Annotated in this window: 19 protein-coding genes and 2 tRNA genes; 9 read left to right on the top strand and 12 right to left on the bottom strand. The window is 38.1% G+C overall.

What is annotated here, in order from left to right; genetic code table 11:
* The first annotated feature begins 135 nt into the window (after positions 1-135).
* A complete protein-coding gene (locus H4O18_RS20195) occupies positions 136-1,080 on the top strand; it encodes a sugar phosphate isomerase/epimerase family protein (RefSeq protein WP_187588044.1) in 945 nt (314 codons plus the stop codon).
* Here H4O18_RS20195 and H4O18_RS20190 read toward each other — a convergent pair.
* The 4 genes from H4O18_RS20190 to H4O18_RS20175 all read right to left on the bottom strand — a co-directional run bounded on the left by H4O18_RS20190 (position 1,061) and on the right by H4O18_RS20175 (position 3,959).
* Positions 1,061-1,957 carry a DMT family transporter gene (locus tag H4O18_RS20190; RefSeq protein WP_187588042.1) on the bottom strand — a complete coding sequence of 299 codons (897 nt, stop codon included), beginning with the start codon at positions 1,955-1,957 and terminating at the stop codon, positions 1,061-1,063. The genes H4O18_RS20195 and H4O18_RS20190 overlap by 20 nt on opposite strands.
* A gap of 69 nt (positions 1,958-2,026) precedes the next feature.
* Positions 2,027-2,542 (bottom strand): SRPBCC family protein, encoded by a 516-nt coding sequence (locus H4O18_RS20185; protein WP_187588040.1) that lies wholly within the window; start codon positions 2,540-2,542, stop codon positions 2,027-2,029.
* Positions 2,539-3,558: a serine hydrolase gene (locus H4O18_RS20180; protein ID WP_246474491.1), complete on the bottom strand. Its 1,020-nt coding sequence runs from the start codon at positions 3,556-3,558 to the stop codon at positions 2,539-2,541. The genes H4O18_RS20185 and H4O18_RS20180 overlap by 4 nt, the downstream gene beginning before the upstream one ends.
* Before the next feature lie 152 nt (positions 3,559-3,710).
* Positions 3,711-3,959 carry a hypothetical protein gene (locus H4O18_RS20175; RefSeq protein WP_187588036.1) on the bottom strand — a complete coding sequence of 83 codons (249 nt, stop codon included), beginning with the start codon at positions 3,957-3,959 and terminating at the stop codon, positions 3,711-3,713.
* Positions 3,960-4,076: 117 nt separating this feature from the next.
* On the opposite strand from H4O18_RS20175, the gene H4O18_RS20170 reads away from it, so the two are divergent.
* From H4O18_RS20170 to H4O18_RS20145, 6 genes are all read left to right on the top strand, one after another.
* Positions 4,077-4,970, top strand: coding sequence for a peptidyl-prolyl cis-trans isomerase (locus H4O18_RS20170; protein WP_187588034.1), 894 nt, complete (start codon positions 4,077-4,079; stop codon positions 4,968-4,970).
* Complete coding sequence (locus H4O18_RS20165) at positions 4,954-6,405, top strand: peptidylprolyl isomerase (RefSeq protein WP_187588032.1); 1,452 nt, start codon at positions 4,954-4,956, stop codon at positions 6,403-6,405. The genes H4O18_RS20170 and H4O18_RS20165 overlap by 17 nt, the downstream gene beginning before the upstream one ends.
* A 4-nt stretch (positions 6,406-6,409) precedes the next feature.
* On the top strand, positions 6,410-7,363 hold the full coding sequence (locus H4O18_RS20160) for an AAA family ATPase (RefSeq protein WP_187588030.1): 954 nt from the start codon (positions 6,410-6,412) through the stop codon (positions 7,361-7,363).
* A gap of 202 nt (positions 7,364-7,565) precedes the next feature.
* On the top strand, positions 7,566-9,833 hold the full coding sequence (locus H4O18_RS20155) for an aconitate hydratase (protein WP_187588028.1): 2,268 nt from the start codon (positions 7,566-7,568) through the stop codon (positions 9,831-9,833).
* Between the two features lie 77 nt (positions 9,834-9,910).
* A complete protein-coding gene (locus H4O18_RS20150; RefSeq protein WP_187588026.1) occupies positions 9,911-10,471 on the top strand; it encodes a TlpA family protein disulfide reductase in 561 nt (186 codons plus the stop codon).
* A 10-nt stretch (positions 10,472-10,481) separates the two neighbouring features.
* Positions 10,482-11,042 (top strand): TlpA family protein disulfide reductase, encoded by a 561-nt coding sequence (locus H4O18_RS20145; RefSeq protein ID WP_187588024.1) that lies wholly within the window; start codon positions 10,482-10,484, stop codon positions 11,040-11,042.
* Positions 11,043-11,054: 12 nt separating this feature from the next.
* On the opposite strand, the gene H4O18_RS20140 is transcribed toward H4O18_RS20145, so the two are convergent.
* The 5 genes from H4O18_RS20140 to H4O18_RS20120 all read right to left on the bottom strand — a co-directional run bounded on the left by H4O18_RS20140 (position 11,055) and on the right by H4O18_RS20120 (position 14,269).
* A complete protein-coding gene (locus H4O18_RS20140; RefSeq protein ID WP_187588022.1) occupies positions 11,055-11,519 on the bottom strand; it encodes a sterol desaturase family protein in 465 nt (154 codons plus the stop codon).
* Between the two features lies 1 nt (position 11,520).
* Positions 11,521-12,360 carry a phytoene/squalene synthase family protein gene (locus H4O18_RS20135; RefSeq protein ID WP_187588020.1) on the bottom strand — a complete coding sequence of 280 codons (840 nt, stop codon included), beginning with the start codon at positions 12,358-12,360 and terminating at the stop codon, positions 11,521-11,523.
* Positions 12,361-12,362: 2 nt separating this feature from the next.
* A complete protein-coding gene (locus H4O18_RS20130; RefSeq protein ID WP_187588018.1) occupies positions 12,363-13,826 on the bottom strand; it encodes a phytoene desaturase family protein in 1,464 nt (487 codons plus the stop codon).
* Between the two features lie 174 nt (positions 13,827-14,000).
* Positions 14,001-14,087: transfer RNA gene (locus H4O18_RS20125), tRNA-Leu, on the bottom strand.
* Positions 14,088-14,196: 109 nt separating this feature from the next.
* A tRNA-Lys gene (locus H4O18_RS20120) sits at positions 14,197-14,269 on the bottom strand.
* A 136-nt stretch (positions 14,270-14,405) separates the two neighbouring features.
* Here H4O18_RS20120 and H4O18_RS20115 point away from each other — a divergent pair.
* Positions 14,406-14,921 carry a shikimate kinase gene (locus H4O18_RS20115; RefSeq protein ID WP_187588016.1) on the top strand — a complete coding sequence of 172 codons (516 nt, stop codon included), beginning with the start codon at positions 14,406-14,408 and terminating at the stop codon, positions 14,919-14,921.
* Here H4O18_RS20115 and H4O18_RS20110 read toward each other — a convergent pair.
* From H4O18_RS20110 to H4O18_RS20100, 3 genes are read right to left on the bottom strand one after another with little or no spacing between them, the layout of a single operon-like run.
* Positions 14,910-15,410 (bottom strand): phosphoribosyltransferase family protein, encoded by a 501-nt coding sequence (locus H4O18_RS20110; protein WP_103443066.1) that lies wholly within the window; start codon positions 15,408-15,410, stop codon positions 14,910-14,912. The genes H4O18_RS20115 and H4O18_RS20110 overlap by 12 nt on opposite strands.
* A gap of 8 nt (positions 15,411-15,418) precedes the next feature.
* Positions 15,419-16,006: a methyltransferase gene (locus H4O18_RS20105; protein WP_246474489.1), complete on the bottom strand. Its 588-nt coding sequence runs from the start codon at positions 16,004-16,006 to the stop codon at positions 15,419-15,421.
* Positions 15,990-16,364: an RNA-binding S4 domain-containing protein gene (locus H4O18_RS20100; RefSeq protein WP_187588012.1), complete on the bottom strand. Its 375-nt coding sequence runs from the start codon at positions 16,362-16,364 to the stop codon at positions 15,990-15,992. Before H4O18_RS20100 ends, H4O18_RS20105 begins: the two co-directional genes overlap by 17 nt.
* 79 nt (positions 16,365-16,443) lie before the next feature.
* Here H4O18_RS20100 and H4O18_RS20095 point away from each other — a divergent pair, with 79 nt between their 5' ends.
* Complete coding sequence (locus H4O18_RS20095) at positions 16,444-17,361, top strand: FKBP-type peptidyl-prolyl cis-trans isomerase (protein ID WP_187588010.1); 918 nt, start codon at positions 16,444-16,446, stop codon at positions 17,359-17,361.
* Positions 17,362-17,504 lie beyond the last annotated feature (143 nt).

The following is a 17,504-nucleotide window of genomic DNA, read 5'->3' as shown; positions in this document are numbered from 1 at the left end:
GCAATCACAAGTAATCCCTGGACTGTTTTTTACAGGTTGTTATTTCAGTTTTAGATAGGTACAATGGGTTAATTGTACTTTAAAAAGTTATGCTTCACTATTTTTTATATTTTTAGTCCGTTAACAGACAAAAATATGAATCGCAGATTATTTATTACAGGCGCAGCCACAGCTGGTGTTGCAACACTCTCAATGGCTAATGCCTTGCCATTGGGAATTTCCAAAAAAGAAAAAAGATATCAAAACGGACAGAGTCCATGGCCCATCTGTTTGGATACAGCGACCATAAGACCTGTCAAGGGATTGGAAAAGAAGGTGGAGATTGCCATAGCAGCGGGTTATGATGCTATTGAACCTTGGGATAGCGATTTGGAGGAATACGAGAAAAATGGTGGAGATCTTAAAAAGTTGGGCGCCAAGATAAAACAAGCAGGTTTGTTCGTGCCTAGCATGATAGGGCTTTGGGGTTGTATCCCAAAGAATGAGGATGAATTTCAAAAATCCTTACCAGCAACAAAAAACAGAATGAGAATGGCATCTGAAATAGGCTGTACCTATGTACAGGCTATACCTAATCAGGTTGGGGAAAATTATGACCCTCACTTTGTGGCGTCCTGCTATCGAAGATTACTGGAAATAGGAATAAAGGAGTATAATGTAATACCGGCTATGGTATTTGTAAAGATGTTCCCTCTCAAGACCATGGGTCAGGCAACCGCTGTAGCCTTGGATGCAAATCACCCGAAAGCGAAAATAATACCGGACGTTTATCACATGTATATTTCTGAGGGAGGATTTGACGGCTTAAAACTTTTAAATGGTGATATTTTTGCTATTTTTCAGTTTAACGATGCACCCAAAGGCATGGAGTTAAAAGATATGGAAGACAAACATCGTGTTTTTCCAGGCGATGGAATATTACCGCTGCCACAAATTCTGAAAGACCTGAAACATACAGGGTACAGTGGATGTATCTCCTTGGAATTATACAACCCGGAATACTACGGCATGGATTTGTTGGAGGTAGCCAAGACCGGACTTCAAAAGACCTTAAAAGTAATTAAAGAGGCGGGAGTTTAATCTTATTCCTTTCCCATATATAAAGAGGCTTGTCATAAAAGGTAATTCTGATTCCGAAAAGTAAAATAATTCCCCCTAGGATCATATGTAAGGTAATTACCTCATTTAGAAATACCCAAGCCAATAATGCAGCCAATATGGCTTGGGCCAAAAGGCTCAGGGAAACTCTTGTAGCTCTCATATGTTGGGTGGAATAGCTGATTAGCGTCCAGGCCAATAAATGACAAACTACTCCTTGGATCAACAGTACAAACCATCCAATATCGGTGAAGCCGTTAAAAGGCTCGCCCAACAACCACGATATGACCCCTAAAAAGAGGGAAGAAGATATTAAGCTTAGTGTCATAAAGTTTACAATGGAAATCTTGCTTAAGACTTTTTTGCTAATCAAAATATAAATGGCATAGAAAATACCGGACAGTACCCCAAAACTAAAACCAATATCAAAAGAAAGTTGGGCGAAGAATTGAAACCCTACTAAAGTAATCATCCCTATTAAAGCAATGGCGGTACCTATCCAAAAGTTTCTGGAAGGCTTGGGTTTTAAAAACAAAAATGTGCCAATCCCAACCCATACCGGTGATAGGTTGGTTAATAAGGACGCTTGCGTTGCCGTGGATTTTTGAATTGCAATATTCCATACGGCAACATCGGAACCAAAACATATACCACATAGAAGGGCTAGGAAAAATGTACTTCCTTTCGGAATTTCCAATTGTTTTGTTATTATGGCGTAGGGTAGAATTATGGCCAAGGCAATGGCCATTCTATAGAAGGCGGAAATAAGCCCAGGAGTGTAGTTCAGTTTCACTAAAATCGGAAAAATGGAAATACAGATAATTCCAACAAGTAGGGCAATCCGAGGTTTTGTTATCATTTTGAAAAAAGGAACAAAAATAGGGAATAGTGAGAATTGTTAGTGTCTGTAAAAGGAAATAAAATAGTGCTACATATTTACAAATTCAAATCCGGCAAGGGGTATGTCTCTTAGGTCAAATTTTGTCTCATTCAATAGAACACCATGCTCCAAATAGGCTTTTAGGTTGGCCAGCCAGAATGTCCAACCATTGCTACACCCATAATGTATGTTTAATTTGCTTTTGTCATCAGTGGGAATGTTGTATTGTTTTAGGGTGAGCAGTACAAAATCTCCCTGCTCCTCCATGGAAATGGCTACTTGGCATACATCGGCAAAAGTAATTTCAAAAAAGTCTTTTCCGTTAGCTTGGATTACTTTCCCTTTCTCATGTCCATCCCAATTATGCCATTCCCAGATATAGCTGTCTCCTTTAGCAATCTTGGCGCTCCCTGATTTCATACGACCATTGGTAGAAGTATAGGTGGCATTGCTTAAAAACCAGGAGGTAATCCCATCTGCGGTGCACCAAGACCAATAAAGTTTTTCCAAATTGGTTTTGATGTATATTTTTTTGGTAAAGGAATCGAAACTCAATGTGCTCATTTCAGTTGTTTTTGTGCTACTTCCAGATTGTAAATTTCACGTCCCAATTGTGCTAAAAAGGGAAGTCCAATTTCTTCATATTCGTATTTGTTGTCGTTGAAAATTCCATCCTTGTTTACCAGAAGTGTGGCATTTAGCATGAATTCAATATTGTTTTTACTATCCGTTATATAGGCGCAATCCGTAATTGTGCCATAGGCATTACCAACTTTATTATAAATTTTAAGATATTGGGGAATAGTGTCCTTCGTATCGCCGAACATAAAAAACTTACCATAGCCGTCATAATAATCCATTTCATCATAGCCAATATTTTTAGGCAGGTCGGACATCGCCTTCAGTAGGAACTCATATTGGTCCTCGCTCAGGTTAAATTGTTCATTTTTTGAAAACTGTTCGGGAAAAATTATCCTTTTCAACACTTCGTTTTGAGTGCTAAGAGGGAAATAATTTTTTAAACTAAAATCAAATGATTCGTTCGCTAAGGTGTTCTCTTCGTAGTAGCCTGCCCCTTTTTTTATTCCTTTTAATAATAAAGGTTTGGCAGGCCTATTAGTGCTTGGCCCCAACAAAGTTACGGTAGTGTCGTTTAGGTAAATAATCAGTGGCTTTGTAGTTACTTCAAAGGCATTTTCCGTTGAAAGTCGATGAGAGATTCGTACAGGGGCTAAGTCCTTGTCCTTTAAACTTTTATTTATACGGTCCTGACCTAAAAATTCGAACAATCGGTTGTTGGCCTCATTGTCACTTACAGCAAAAATTTTTGATATCTCATTGGCAAATGTAGTTTCCAAGGAGTCGCCCTCAACATAAAACTGGGTGTAAAGGTCCAGAGAATCCATTTCGTTCAATTTTTCTAGGGTCAACAATGCCGTTAAAATTTTGACGGTGCTTGCAGGGTAGAAATAATTACTGTCATTGATCTGATAATTGTAATCCGTGAAGACAACACTGTCCTTTATCCTTTGAATCTGAGTATATCTTACTTGTAACTCATATTGCGCCACGCTATCCATTACTCGTTTTATTTTAGAATTGGTGGAGGATAAGGCCACCGTCAAAAAATCTGGCTGTTCAATATGGGGGCGGCATGAAAAAAGTAAAGACGCTAATACTGAAAGGAAAAAAACATATCTTTTGGCCATAGGTTTGGTTTAGGTATTATAAGCTATTCCTTGGCGGTGTACACTTCTCCTCGGTGTGGTTTTAGGGCATCCCTAACAAAAATCATTTCAGATTCGGTTACAACAAGATATGCAATGGCATGCATATCATTTATAGTCAAATTCCCTGTTATGTTCAACTTTAATTTTTGGACCAAAATATATTCTTCAAGATGTATTTTATGGTGCTTGGCCGTATTCTGGGCAGATTCACCCCTAAAATCCCAAATTAGTTTTATTTGTCTGTCTTCCATTGAATAAAATTAATAATAAAAGGAATAACATCTGCGGTAAACCATAGGTTAAATGCAAGGCAGTTTTATTAAAAAAAGAGAACTTGCATAATGCGGCTTAATTGCTAAATTTGCGGAATGGATTTTTGTAAAATTAAGCAGGTAAATATTCCAAGATTCTTAGTGAGTGCAATATTGCTCTGTACTTTTATATCTTGTGATTCTCTTTTTAAGGGAAAGGAAGACAAAATTCCTGTAGCTAGGGTAGGAGAGACTTATTTGTACAAAGAGGATTTGAAAGCACTGCTTTTGGCCAATATGTCCAAAGCGGATAGTACCTCTTTAGTCAATAATTATATTAATAATTGGGCGTATAAACAATTGTTACTGTCCAAGGCCAAAATAAACCTGCCCGAGGATAAGCTGGAACTTTTTGAACAATTGGTTTCCAATTACAGAACGGATTTGTATACAGGGGCCTATAAGGAAGCTTTGGTCTTGAAATCCCATGACACTGCTATTAGTAAGGCTCAGCTTACCGAATTTTATGAGCGTGAAAAAGAAAATTTCAAGTTGAAGGAGAGGATAATGCAATTAAGATTTGTGGAATTGCCAATACAATATTTGGATAAGGATCTGGTAGCTAAAAAATTAAAAAATTTCAAAGAAGAGGATAAACGTTATTTGGATTCCATTAGTGTACAATTCCGAAAGGTTAATTTTAATGATTCCATATGGGTAAGTGTTTTTCGGGTAATGGAAGAAATTACTCCTTTAACCCCTGAAAATCAGGATAAGTACTTAAAAAAATCACAATTTTTTGAATTACAGGACTCTTTAGGGGTATATTTGGCAGAGGTAAACGATTTGTTGGAGATCAACGATGTTGCTCCTCTTCCTTATATTGAACCGACCATTAAACAACTGCTTTTAAATAGAAGAAAGTTGGATTATATGAAAAAATTGGAAGTAGAGTTAATGGATGAAGCTATTAAAGAAAAAGAATTTGAAGTTTATGAACAAGGTAATTAAAACAAGTTTTTCCCTATCTATTTTATTATTGACGGGGATTGTAAGTGCACAAGAAAGTGATAAACTCCCAGATACCCAAGTTGAGCCGCAGGAAGTAATTGTTGAGGAATCGATGATTACCAAAAATGATTCTGTAAATAATTTTGAAAGGATAAAATTAGACGGAATTGCTGCTGTAGTGGGCGACTATGTAATTCTTGAATCGGATATTGAAAAAACTTTGATAGATCTTAAAAGTCAAGGTGCCTCCACTGCTGATGTAACAAGATGTGGTCTTTTAGGCAAGTTGATGGAGGATCGCTTATACGCCCATCAGGCAGTTCAAGATAGTATTTTGGTTTCTGATGATGAGGTAAATTCGCAAGGGGATCGACAGTTGCAACAATTGGTGTCACAGATCGGTTCTATGGAAAAGGTGTTGAGGTATTATAAAAAAGACGATGAAGCCAGTTTTCGTGAAGACCTGTACAAGATTAACAAGCTGAGAATGTTATCCGAAAAAATGCAAAATAAAATCGTTTCGGAAATAGAAATTACCCCGGAGGAGGTTAGGCAATTTTTTAATAAGATACCAGAGGATGAAAGACCAGTTTTTGGAGCGGAGTTGGAAATTGCGCAGATTGTAAAGGAACCTAAAGCTACGGATGAAGAGAAACAAAAGGTAATAGACAAACTAAACGGTATTAAGGCCGATATAGAGGAGAACGACGCCAGTTTTAGCGTGAAGGCCATTTTGTATTCCCAAGATCCAGGGTCAAAATCCAAAGGTGGATTCTACAGTATGACCCGTGAAACTCCATTTGTTAAGGAGTTTAAGGATGTGGCCTTTAGTTTAAGGGAAGGGGAAATATCAGATCCTTTTGAAACCCCTTTTGGTTTTCATATTATTTTTGTCGAAAAAATAAGGGGTCAGGAGCTGGATCTAAGACATATACTTATATCACCGGAGATATCCCAAAAGGAATTGGACAATGCGCGTAAGGAATTAGATAGCATAAGACAAGGTGTTTTGGACGGTAAATTTACCTTTGCGGCTGCCGCATTGAATTTTTCAGATGAAAAGGAAACCAAGTTTGATGGCGGTTTATTAAGAAACCCTCAGGACTATAGCTCTCGTTTTGAACTTACAAAAATGGAACCTTCACTGTACAATCAGGTAAGGGATATTAAGGATAATGAAATTTCGAAGCCTATTTTGGAGAACGACCCCAGAGGTGGTGGTCCAAAGTACAAGATTATGAAAATTACCAACCGGTATGACGAGCATGTTGCCAATTTTGCCAAGGATTACATAAAAATTCAGGAACTGGCCCTTAGGGAAAAACAGTATAATGCCATTAAGAAATGGATGGACGACCATATTGAAGACACTTATGTAAGTGTTAATGCAGGAAACAAGGACTGTGATTTTGCAAATAATTGGATAAAGGATTAAGTGCATGTCAGATGTAACTGCTATTAAAAATCTGGTTGAGAAAAACAAGGAACTTAAACAAGAAATAGCCAAGATCATTACTGGTCAGGAGGAGGTGGTAGATCAAGTACTGCTCTCAATATACACTGGAGGGCACTCCCTGCTAATTGGAGTACCTGGTTTGGCCAAGACCCTTATGGTGAATACCATTGCGTCTGCCTTGGGATTGGGCTTTAAAAGAATTCAGTTTACTCCCGATCTTATGCCGAGCGACATTTTAGGGAGCGAGGTATTGGATCAAAATAGAAACTTCAAGTTTATAAAAGGGCCTATTTTTTCCAATATAATTTTGGCAGATGAAATTAACCGTACTCCCCCCAAAACCCAAGCAGCATTGCTGGAAGCTATGCAGGAGAGAGCGGTAACCATAGCAGGTAATCAATATAAGTTGGATTTGCCGTATTTTGTTTTGGCAACCCAAAATCCGATTGAACAGGAAGGCACGTATCCATTGCCCGAAGCGCAACTGGATCGCTTTATGTTCGCTATAGAACTAAAATATCCTTCTATTGAAGAAGAGATCAAGGTTGTAAAGGAAACAACCTCCGACTTTCAGCCGGAAATTGTTCCTTTGTTTACACCTAAAGAGATATTGGATATACAACATTTGGTGCGTAGGATCCCAGTGCCCGATAATGTGGTGGAATATGCTGTGAAATTGGTGAATAGTACAAGACCAAATCAGGAGGGTGCATCCGAATTTGTCAAGCAATTTGTAGATTGGGGAGCAGGTCCCAGGGCATCCCAAAATTTAATAATGGGTGCAAAAGCCCATGCCGCTGTAAATGGCAAATTTTCACCGGATATCGAAGATGTCAAAGCGGTGTCCTTAGGTATCCTAAGACATCGTATTATAAAAAATTATAAGGCCGAGGCCGAAGGAATTTCCGAGGAGGATATTATCCTCAAGCTTTTATAGCTAAGCCAAATATGCAAGGATGTTTTACTTTTCGTAGGCCTAAAAATGTGTAATTTATTGCATTTCCATTCCAATTAGGGCATTCTTTTTTACAATTACATAAATTTGGCGTATTCTTGGGGTATTCTTGGTTTAAAAGTTTTATAAACGTAAGGTATTTTCTTAATTTTGAAGAATAACTTAAACTAAAATTTTATAGATAATGGCATTCGATATTGATATGATTAAAAAGGTGTATGCTAACATGTCTGAACGTGTTGATAAGGCACGTGAAATTGTTGGCAAACCTTTAACCCTTTCAGAGAAAATTTTGTATTCCCACCTATGGGAAGGCAATCCTAGCAAAGCATTTAGAAGAGGTAAGGACTATGTTGATTTCGCACCAGATCGAATCGCCTGTCAAGATGCTACTGCCCAAATGGCGTTGTTGCAATTTATGCAAGCTGGGAAACCAAAAGTGGCAGTACCTACCACTGTGCATTGTGATCACCTCATACAGGCCAAAAGTGGTGCTGTGGCAGATTTAAAAGTGGCCAATACTTCAAGTGCCGAAGTCTTTAATTTTTTAGAATCAGTATCCAATAAGTACGGAATTGGTTTTTGGAAGCCAGGTGCAGGTATAATTCACCAGGTAGTTCTTGAAAATTATGCATTTCCAGGAGGAATGATGATAGGAACCGACTCACACACGGTAAACGCTGGCGGACTTGGAATGGTTGCTATAGGTGTTGGTGGAGCTGATGCTGTGGATGTGATGGCCGGAATGGCTTGGGAATTGAAGTTCCCTAAATTGATAGGTGTAAAATTAACGGGTAATATCTCTGGTTGGACATCAGCCAAGGATGTAATTTTAAAAGTGGCCGGTATCCTAACTGTTAAAGGAGGTACAGGAGCTATTATAGAATATTTCGGTGAAGGGGCCAAAAATCTTTCATGTACCGGTAAAGGCACCATATGTAACATGGGTGCAGAAGTGGGTGCCACTACCTCTACCTTTGGTTACGATGCTTCTATGGAAAGGTATTTAAGGGCTACGGACAGAAACGATGTAGCAGATGCGGCAAATGCTGTTAAGGGTTATTTAACGGCAGACCCTGAGGTGTATGCCAATCCAGAAAAATACTTTGATGAAATTATAGAAATAGATTTGAACACGCTTAGACCACATCTAAATGGTCCATTTACCCCTGATTTAGCCACACCGGTAGGAGAGTTGGGAGAAAAAGCAAGAGCTAATGGATGGCCAATGAAAGTGGATTGGGGCTTAATAGGCTCATGTACCAATTCCTCTTATGAGGATTTAACTAGGGCAGCCTCCATAGCACAACAGGCGGTTGATAAAAAAATAAAACCAAAATCGGATTTTGGTATTAACCCAGGATCAGAGCAAATTAGATTCACTGCGGAACGTGATGGTTTATTGCAGATATTCGAAAATTTGGGAGCAACGGTATTTACCAACGCTTGTGGACCTTGTATCGGTCAATGGGATCGTAGTGATCTTAAAGGGGATGAAAAGAATACCATAGTTCATTCCTTTAACCGTAACTTTTCCAAAAGGGCGGATGGAAATCCAAATACCCATGCGTTCGTAGGTTCACCGGAAATGGTGGCTGCCATTGCAATTTCAGGTAGATTGGATTTTGATCCAATGAACGACACTTTGATCAATGAAGATGGACAAGAAGTGAAATTGGACGAGCCATTGGGAATTGAATTGCCTCCAAAAGGGTTTGAAGTGGAAGATGCAGGTTATTTGGCGCCAATGGAAGACGGTTCCGGTGTTGTGGTAAAGGTAGATGTTAAATCTGAGCGTTTGCAATTGCTGGATCCATTTACTCCAATTAAGCCTGAAAGCTTGCAGGGAGCTAAATTGTTGATCAAGGCCTTTGGTAAATGTACTACAGATCATATTTCCATGGCAGGTCCTTGGTTACGTTTTAGAGGGCATTTGGATAATATTGCCAATAATACCCTAATTGGAGCGGTAAATGCATTCAATAAGAAAACAAATTTTGTAAAGAATCAGCTCACTGGAGAATATGTAGGTGTGCCAGATGCACAAAGGGCCTACAAAGCTGCCGGAATAAAAACCGTAGTTGTGGGAGATCATAACTATGGAGAGGGATCTTCACGTGAACATGCAGCCATGCAGCCAAGACATTTAGGAGTTGCTGTGGTAATTGTTAAGTCTTTTGCAAGGATTCATGAAACCAACCTCAAGAAACAGGGTATGCTTGGTCTAACATTTGCCAATGAAAACGATTATGACTTAATTCAGGAAGATGATACCTTCAACTTTGTGGATATAAAGGATTTTGCTCCAGAAAAGCAAATTACCTTGGAATTGGTACATAAAGACGGCAGTAAAGACACTATTAAATTAAATCATACATACAACCAATCACAGATAGAATGGTTTAATGAAGGCTCCGCCCTTAACGTTATAAAAAGGGAGAACGCGGCCTAATTTAATGCTGTAAATACTTTATAAAAACTCCTGATATTCATCAGGAGTTTTTTAGTTTTGACAAAAGATTAAATTAAATGAAAATTCGCAAAAAAACAGTTTTGAACATTGCCGTAATGGCTTTAATTTTATCTTTTTTTGTAACGCCTTTGGGCGATTATAGCAAGGTGTTATTAAATAAATGGTTTTCTTTTTCACCTGAGGTAACCAAAGAAATTAATAGGGGGCAAATAACTAATTACGATTGGAAATTAAAGGACGCCAATTGGAACTTTTTCAATTTTAATAGATCCAAAGGACGTGTCGTGTTTATTAATTTTTGGAGATCCTGGAATATTCCCAGTGAGGCAGAAGTTGAAAGTATTCAAAAATTATACGACGATTACAAGGATAAGATAGATTTTTACATCATTACCAATGAAGAAAGGGAGCCCGTAGAGAAATTTATGTCCGACCATGGCTTTACTTTCCCAGTTACCTACTCCATAGTAGGAGATCCCATGCCCGTAGACGGGTCTAAACCACCGCGGTCCTACTTGTTGGATAAGGACGGTAGGATTGTAATAAGCAAGGAGGGAGTTGCAGATTGGGATAATGATAAGGTGAAGGCTATTTTAAACGACCTTATTAGCAAATAAATAAAAACCTATGGTACCTAAAAAGAAATGGATTGTCAACGGTATTTTTATTTTGGGGATTCTAATTCTGTTGTTTACTCCAATAGGTTTTAAGGTAAAGGTTATTGCCAGTAGATTGCTGTCCTCTAGTGCCGCCAAGGTTAAGGAGGGAATGCAGGTGCCATTGGACACCTACCAGTGGAAATTAACGGATCTGGAAAACGGCACATTCAATTTTGAAGATCAAAAGGACAAAATAATCCTTGTAAATTTTTGGGCTACCTGGTGTCCTCCATGTGTAGCGGAAATGCCTAGTTTGCAGGAGCTCTATAACGATTATGGCAATAAGGTTGTCTTTATGTTCGTAACTTCTGAGGATCGCCAAAAGGTGGTAAGCTTTTTAGAAAGGAAAGATTTGGATATACCTATTTACTTCCCATCTTTCGAGCCTCCGAAAATGCTTCGCTCCAAGCTGCTACCCACTACATATATTATTGATAGGGACGGCAAAATAATTGTGGCCGAGACCGGCGCTGCAGATTGGAATAGTAGTAAAACGAGGGCGCTTATTGATGAGTTGTTGAAAGAATAGTACTTAAATGTCCTATTGTAGTTTTTCTTTTTTCTGGAAATACTTAAAGGGCACAAATAACATTCCAAAGCATTCACCTTCTTCTTTCCCTAAATGTTTGTGATGCATCTTGTGTGCTCTCCTAACTCCTTTGGCATACCAATTATTGGCGTTTCTGAAAATTTTGAACCTTTGGTGTATAAAGATATCATGAACAAAAAAGTAGGCAATTCCATAGGCCAATATACCAAAACCTAATGGCCATCCATACCAGAATTCGGTTTGGGAACCAAGCCAAAAGAAAGTAATACTTACAGCAGCATAGAATAAGAAAAAGGCATCGTTTCTTTCAAACCAAGAATCGTGGTCCTTTTTATGGTGGTCCTTGTGTAGGGACCATAAGAAACCGTGCATAATAAATTTATGGGTAAACCAGGCCATAAACTCCATGAAGGAAAAGGTCGCAAAGAAAATTAAAATCCAAATCAACATTTTCATCCTAAACCAGTTTTAATTTATAATTAATATACGATTTTACCAACAAACTAAATTTTTGTGGATTTGAAACCCGTATTCGAGTGCTCTTAATCTTTCTAGAAGGGGTTTTCTGTAATTTATTCAATAACTTATAATAGTATCTATAGGCTGTGTAAACTCCAAACTTGGCCTCATTGGGCAGGTTTAGTATTCCTGAATACCCCAACTTAAAATCTGATTTTATTTCGTTTACAATTTTGTTTTTGGCATCCTCGGTTAGTTCGTTCAAGTTAGTGTTTGGGAAATAAGATCTGTTCAAATCCTCAAAATCAGTCTTTAGATCCCTTAAAAAATTTACTTTCTGAAAAGCCGATCCCAAGGCCATTGCGGATGGCTTCAGTATTTCATAGGCTTCCTTGTCTCCCTTTACAAATACCGTTAAGCACATTAATCCAACAACGTCTGCGGAGCCGTAAATATATTGTTGATACTGGTTTTCTGTAAGACGAACGGTTTTTTCCAAATCCATCCTCATACTCTTCATAAATGAGGTTACTAGATGTAGTGGAATGTCATATTTATAAAAAGTATGCTGAAACGAATTAAGAATGGGGTTAAGGCTTATTTTTTGATCTAAGGCATCCTTCAAATCCGTCTCAAATTTATCCAATAAATACAATTTATCGTAGTTGTGAAAGCTGTCCACAATTTCATCAGCAAACCGCACAAAGCCATAAATGTTATAGATATCTCCTCTAATGGAAGGAGCAAGCATTTTTGTGGCCAAGGAAAAGGAGGTGCTGTAATGTTCGGTGACGAGCTTACTGCATTCCAGGGAAACAATATCAAAAATTGACTTCATATCTAAGTTTTCTGATAGTTAATAATAAGTTCCGATACCAATTTCCCAGAAATTAGGGCTGGCGGCACACCTGGACCAGGTACGGTAAGCTGGCCCGTAAAAAAGAGATTCTTTACCTTTTTACTATGTAATTTGGGTCTAAGAAAAGCTGTTTGCATTAGTGTATTAGCCATGCCATAGGCATTTCCCTTATAGGAATTGTATTGTTCTACAAAATCATTGACGCAAAAGTCCTCCTTAAAAAGGATATTATTTTCTACTTTTTGGTAGGTAAGTTTTTGAACCCGGTCCAAAATAATATTAAAATACTTATTTCGCAATTGTTGGTTATCCTCTAAATCAGGGGCGATTGGAATTAAAAAAAAGCCTGTTTCACAACCTTTCGGCGCCATGCTGGAATCTGTAATCGAAGGAAAATTGGCATAGAAGAGGGGAGCTTCGGGCCACTTGGGGTCATCATATATTTCAATGGCGTGTTGTTCAAAGCTGGTATCGAAAAATAGGTTGTGGTGAGAAACATTTTGTAGTTTTTTATCAAATCCCACATAAAATAATAGTGAGGACGGGGCGAAAGTCTTTTTGTTCCAATAGCCTTCGGAATATTGACGAAATTGGGTTTCCAGTAGCGTTTCGGAATGATGATAATCGGCGCCGCTGAGCACAACATCTGCATTTATATGCTTTCCGTCTATACTAATTCCGGTGGCTAAACCCTTGGTTACTTCAATTTTTGTTACCGCATGATCGGTGTAAATTTTGACTCCCAATTCCAAGGCCAATTGCTCCATGGCCCTAATTACTTGATACATGCCACCTTTGGGATGCCAAGTGCCCAGCCCAAAATCCGCAAAATTCATAAAACTGTAGAAAGACGGGGTTTTGTTGGGTTTGGCGCCTAAGAACAATACTGGAAATTCCAGCGTAGATATTAATTTTGGATTCTTAAATTTTTTGCGAACATCGTGGCTAATGGATTTAAAGAACTGATCCAGTCGAAGTACCGTATCCTTACTCACTAATTCCAAAGGGGAAAGACCTGGGCGCAGCACTATTTTATGAATGGCAATTTCATAATTTTCCTGTGCTTTTTTAATAAACTTCCGTAGAGGTTTTGCGCTCCCTTTTTCTATTCGTTCAAATTCATCACATATTTTATCCATACTATCCCCAATAGTAATAATATCGTCCGAAAAGAAAATTTTATAGGCAGGATCTAACTTGTCCAATTGATAGAAGTCGGAGGTCTTTTTTCCGAAATCATTGAAAAAGCGTTCAAATATATCGGGCATCCAATACCAGCTAGGGCCCATATCAAAAGTAAACCCATCTCGGACAAATTGCCTCGCCCGGCCACCAACGGTATTGTTTTTCTCATATATGGATACATCATAACCCTGTTTTGCCAAATAGCACGATGCTGAAAGTGACGAAAATCCCGATCCGATTATGATAACTTTTTCACCCATAGGTAATTCTGTAAATTAATTGATATGTTTTTTGTAAATATGGCCGATTATGAAAATAAGGTTTATTTTCAAGATAGTAATACAAATCCATTTATTAAATAGTATTGGTACTTCGGATACAAAGTTTTGAGAAATAAAAAAACCGTTGACTATCAGTAAGAAGTCAACGGTTTTTGGTGCCCACGACTAGATTCGAACTAGCACGTCCTTGCGAACACCACCCCCTCAAGGTGGCGTGTCTACCAATTTCACCACGTGGGCCTAAAAATTCACTTAAAAGACCTTTATGTGTTTGTAAATAGTCTCTAAATTTAGGTAATTCGAAACTATTTTAAACAAAAAAAGTTAAGTACGAGACTTAACTTTTTTGTGACCGGGCTGGGGCTCGAACCCAGGACCCTCTCCTTAAAAGGGAGATGCTCTACCAACTGAGCTACCAGGTCATAATGAGTAGCAAACTATTGCTGTTTGCGGGTGCAAATATAAGATCATTTGTTTGTTTTGCAAGGCCTTTTTGAGATTTTTTTTTTTTTTTTTGAATTACCACCAAATTAGCCCAATTTTACAAAAAATTAGGACGTGAAAATTGTATTGGTTGGGTATATGGGTAGTGGTAAGACCACAATTGGTAAATTGTTGGCTAAGGAATTGGAAATAAGTTTTTTAGACTTGGATGAAGTTATTGAGGAAGGTCTGGGCGACACCATTTCGAATATATTTATTGGGAAAGGCGAAATCTTTTTTAGGAAAAAGGAACATGAATATTTAAATGATGTTTTGTCCCAAAAGAACAATTTTATTCTTTCTACTGGTGGTGGTACACCTTGTTATTCTGGAAATATGGAGACCATGTTGGCCTTGGCAGATTATGTTTTTTATTTAAAAATCTCCATTCCCGGTCTTGTGAAAAGACTAATTAAGGAAAAAGACCATAGACCCTTGATCAAAAATATAGATGATGGGGATCTACCAGAATTTATTGGAAAGCATTTATTTGAACGAAATAACTATTATCTTAAGGCTAATCATATTATTGAATGTGATGATAAGGTCCCTGAGACATTAGTTACCGAAATACAACAATTACTCGGTTAAATAAACCGAATCGTTTTTGGCCTTGAATTCCACATTTATGTGTTCTTGGAGTGATGTGGATAGGGATATTCCCTTATAATCTGCTTTTACCGGATATTTCTTGTGATTTCTATTCACCAATACGGCTGTTTTAAGCTGTTTTAAGGGCACACGTAAAAAATGATGGACTCCATATATTAAAGTTGTCCCGGAATTAAGTACGTCGTCTACCAAGACTACGGATTTATTGGCGTATTCCGATTCTGGGATGGAGGTCTTAACACCACTGGCCAAAGGGTTGGACTTGTCCATGATTACTTTGCATAAAATGATGTTGGCCTCTGTTATTTTCTGGAGTACGGCCTGTATCTTTTTGGCGAAATTCAATCCCCCACCTTCAATCCCGGCAATAATAATTTCTGGTTCATCTACATTGGCCTCATAAATCTGATAGGCAATGCGTTTTATCTTATGCTGTATCTGGTCATGGGATAATATTCTATTGGACATAGTCATTTCTATTTAGATTCAAATATAAAAAAGAGTTCCTTATCCGCTCTCGGTTTTATGGAATTGTGTGCGGTTTCCAAAATCTTGATTTTAAAATGCTTCTGAAAAAGGGCTTTGTATTCAGCTAGGCTTCCTCCGAATGGTGGTCCGGATTCGGTTAGCGGAAAATTAAACAAAAGGCCTGTCAATTTGCCATTGGGTTTCAGAAGTTGTTTCATTTTACGTACATAATCTGTCCTCAGGCTCGGATCTAGGGCGCAAAAAAAAGTTTGTTCCAGGATTAAATCAAAATTATTCAATTCCAAATCAAAGAAATCACCTTCCAGGATTTGATCGTTAGGAAAATCGGGAATCCTTCTTTTTATGTGTTCCAATGGCTGTTTGGCGATGTCGATAACAAAAACATTGGAAAAGCCTTTTTCCACCAGATATATCAGTTCATATGCATTACCGGCTCCAGGGATTAGGATTTTTAAATTTTTATCCTTCAACTGGTCAATGTACTCTTTCAGTGGAGTTGAAATGTAACCAATGTCCCATCCCAATTCCTCTTGGTTATACTTTTTTTCCCAGAAATCCTTATTCAGCTTCGTCATCCAAGTAACCATCTATGTCCCTTCTATCCTTTTTTGTAGGTCTTCCTGCTCCTTTTTTCCGATAATAATCTTTGGAGTACTGCAACAGCTCTTTGTGTTCAAAGGCTTCCTTGGGAGTGGTATCCTTTCGATAGATGTCAACCAGTTTGGCGCCGACCCTGCTTTGCGGAACATCCAATACCGTAAACTCGTAATTAATTTGGTTTTTTCTTACAATCACTTTGTCCAAAGGATATACTTCCCTTGATGGTTTAACCACTTGGTCATTGATTCTTATATGCCCCTTTTTACAGGCTTCAGTAGCTATGTTCCGCGTTTTAAAATAGCGGGTGCTCCATAGGTATTTGTCAATTCGCATAAACTATTGAAAATCTTTGTTAACGTCTTCTACAAAAATAGTTGAAAATTGTATCTTGCGCCCTTTAAATAAGAAATCAATGACTATAAAGAGAATTCTTTTACTTACTTTAATTTTTGTGGCTATCTGGTCTTGTAAAAAAGACGACGGCAATGACATTGAAGTGGTACCCCCAAGATTGCTAAGTGAAGTTGCAGTGGAAAATGATGCTGAAATTCAAGCTTATTTAAAAACACACTTTTATAACTATGAAGATTTTGAGGAACCTATTGATGAAGGTTTCGACCTAAGAATAAGAATAGACACCATTGCCGGTGCCAATGCCGACAAAAAATCCTTGTTTGAAGATGCTAAAACACAGGTGATAAAAATATCCTCGAGTGATTTAGGACTGGATGCTGGGGAAGTGGATATAGAACATACCCTGTATTACGTTGTGGCAAGAGAGGGTATTGGAGAAAATCCTACTCCTGTAGATTCTGTTTACCTAAAATATCAAGGAATGCGCTTGGATGAAACTATTTTCGACAGTAGACTTGGTGCTCCGGTATGGTTTGATATGCAGGGGTCTGGAGTTTCCGGCAATTCGGGAGTAATAAAAGGATTCAAGGAAGGAATGCCCAAATTTAAATCAGGTGGTGAAATTATTGAAAATGGGGATGGGACTTTTACCGTAACAGGAAGTGGTATAGGTTTAATATTTATGCCCTCGGGAATTGCCTATTTCAGTGGAAGTGCTCCAGGAGCATCCTATGCCCCTCTAATGTTTGAAGTAAACTTATTGGCGACCAATACCTCAGATCATGATCGGGATGGTGTAAATACGATTCTGGAGGATTTAGATAAGGACGGAAATCTTTTTAACGATGATACTGATCAGGATGGAATTCCAAATTATTTGGATACCGATGATGATGGGGACGGAATCCTTACCAAGGATGAAATAAAAGATGCCAATAACGATGGTGTTCCTGATTATTTGGACAAGAATATTTAAAATTGAATTTTTGCTGATGTCTAGTCCTAAATAACCGTTACGGTTTATAGGATTAAAAATAGTTAATTAAGCTCAACGGCCATAGTGCCGTTGAGCTTTTGTGATTTATATGTTCTCATTGTTATCTCTTGTTGGCCGTGCAT

It is taken from the genome of Arenibacter arenosicollis (assembly GCF_014397245.1).
GTDB classification, from domain to species: Bacteria; Bacteroidota; Bacteroidia; order Flavobacteriales; family Flavobacteriaceae; genus Arenibacter; species Arenibacter arenosicollis.
The sequence above is the reverse complement of the archived record's forward strand: the minus strand, read 5'-3'. Positions and strand labels throughout refer to the sequence as shown.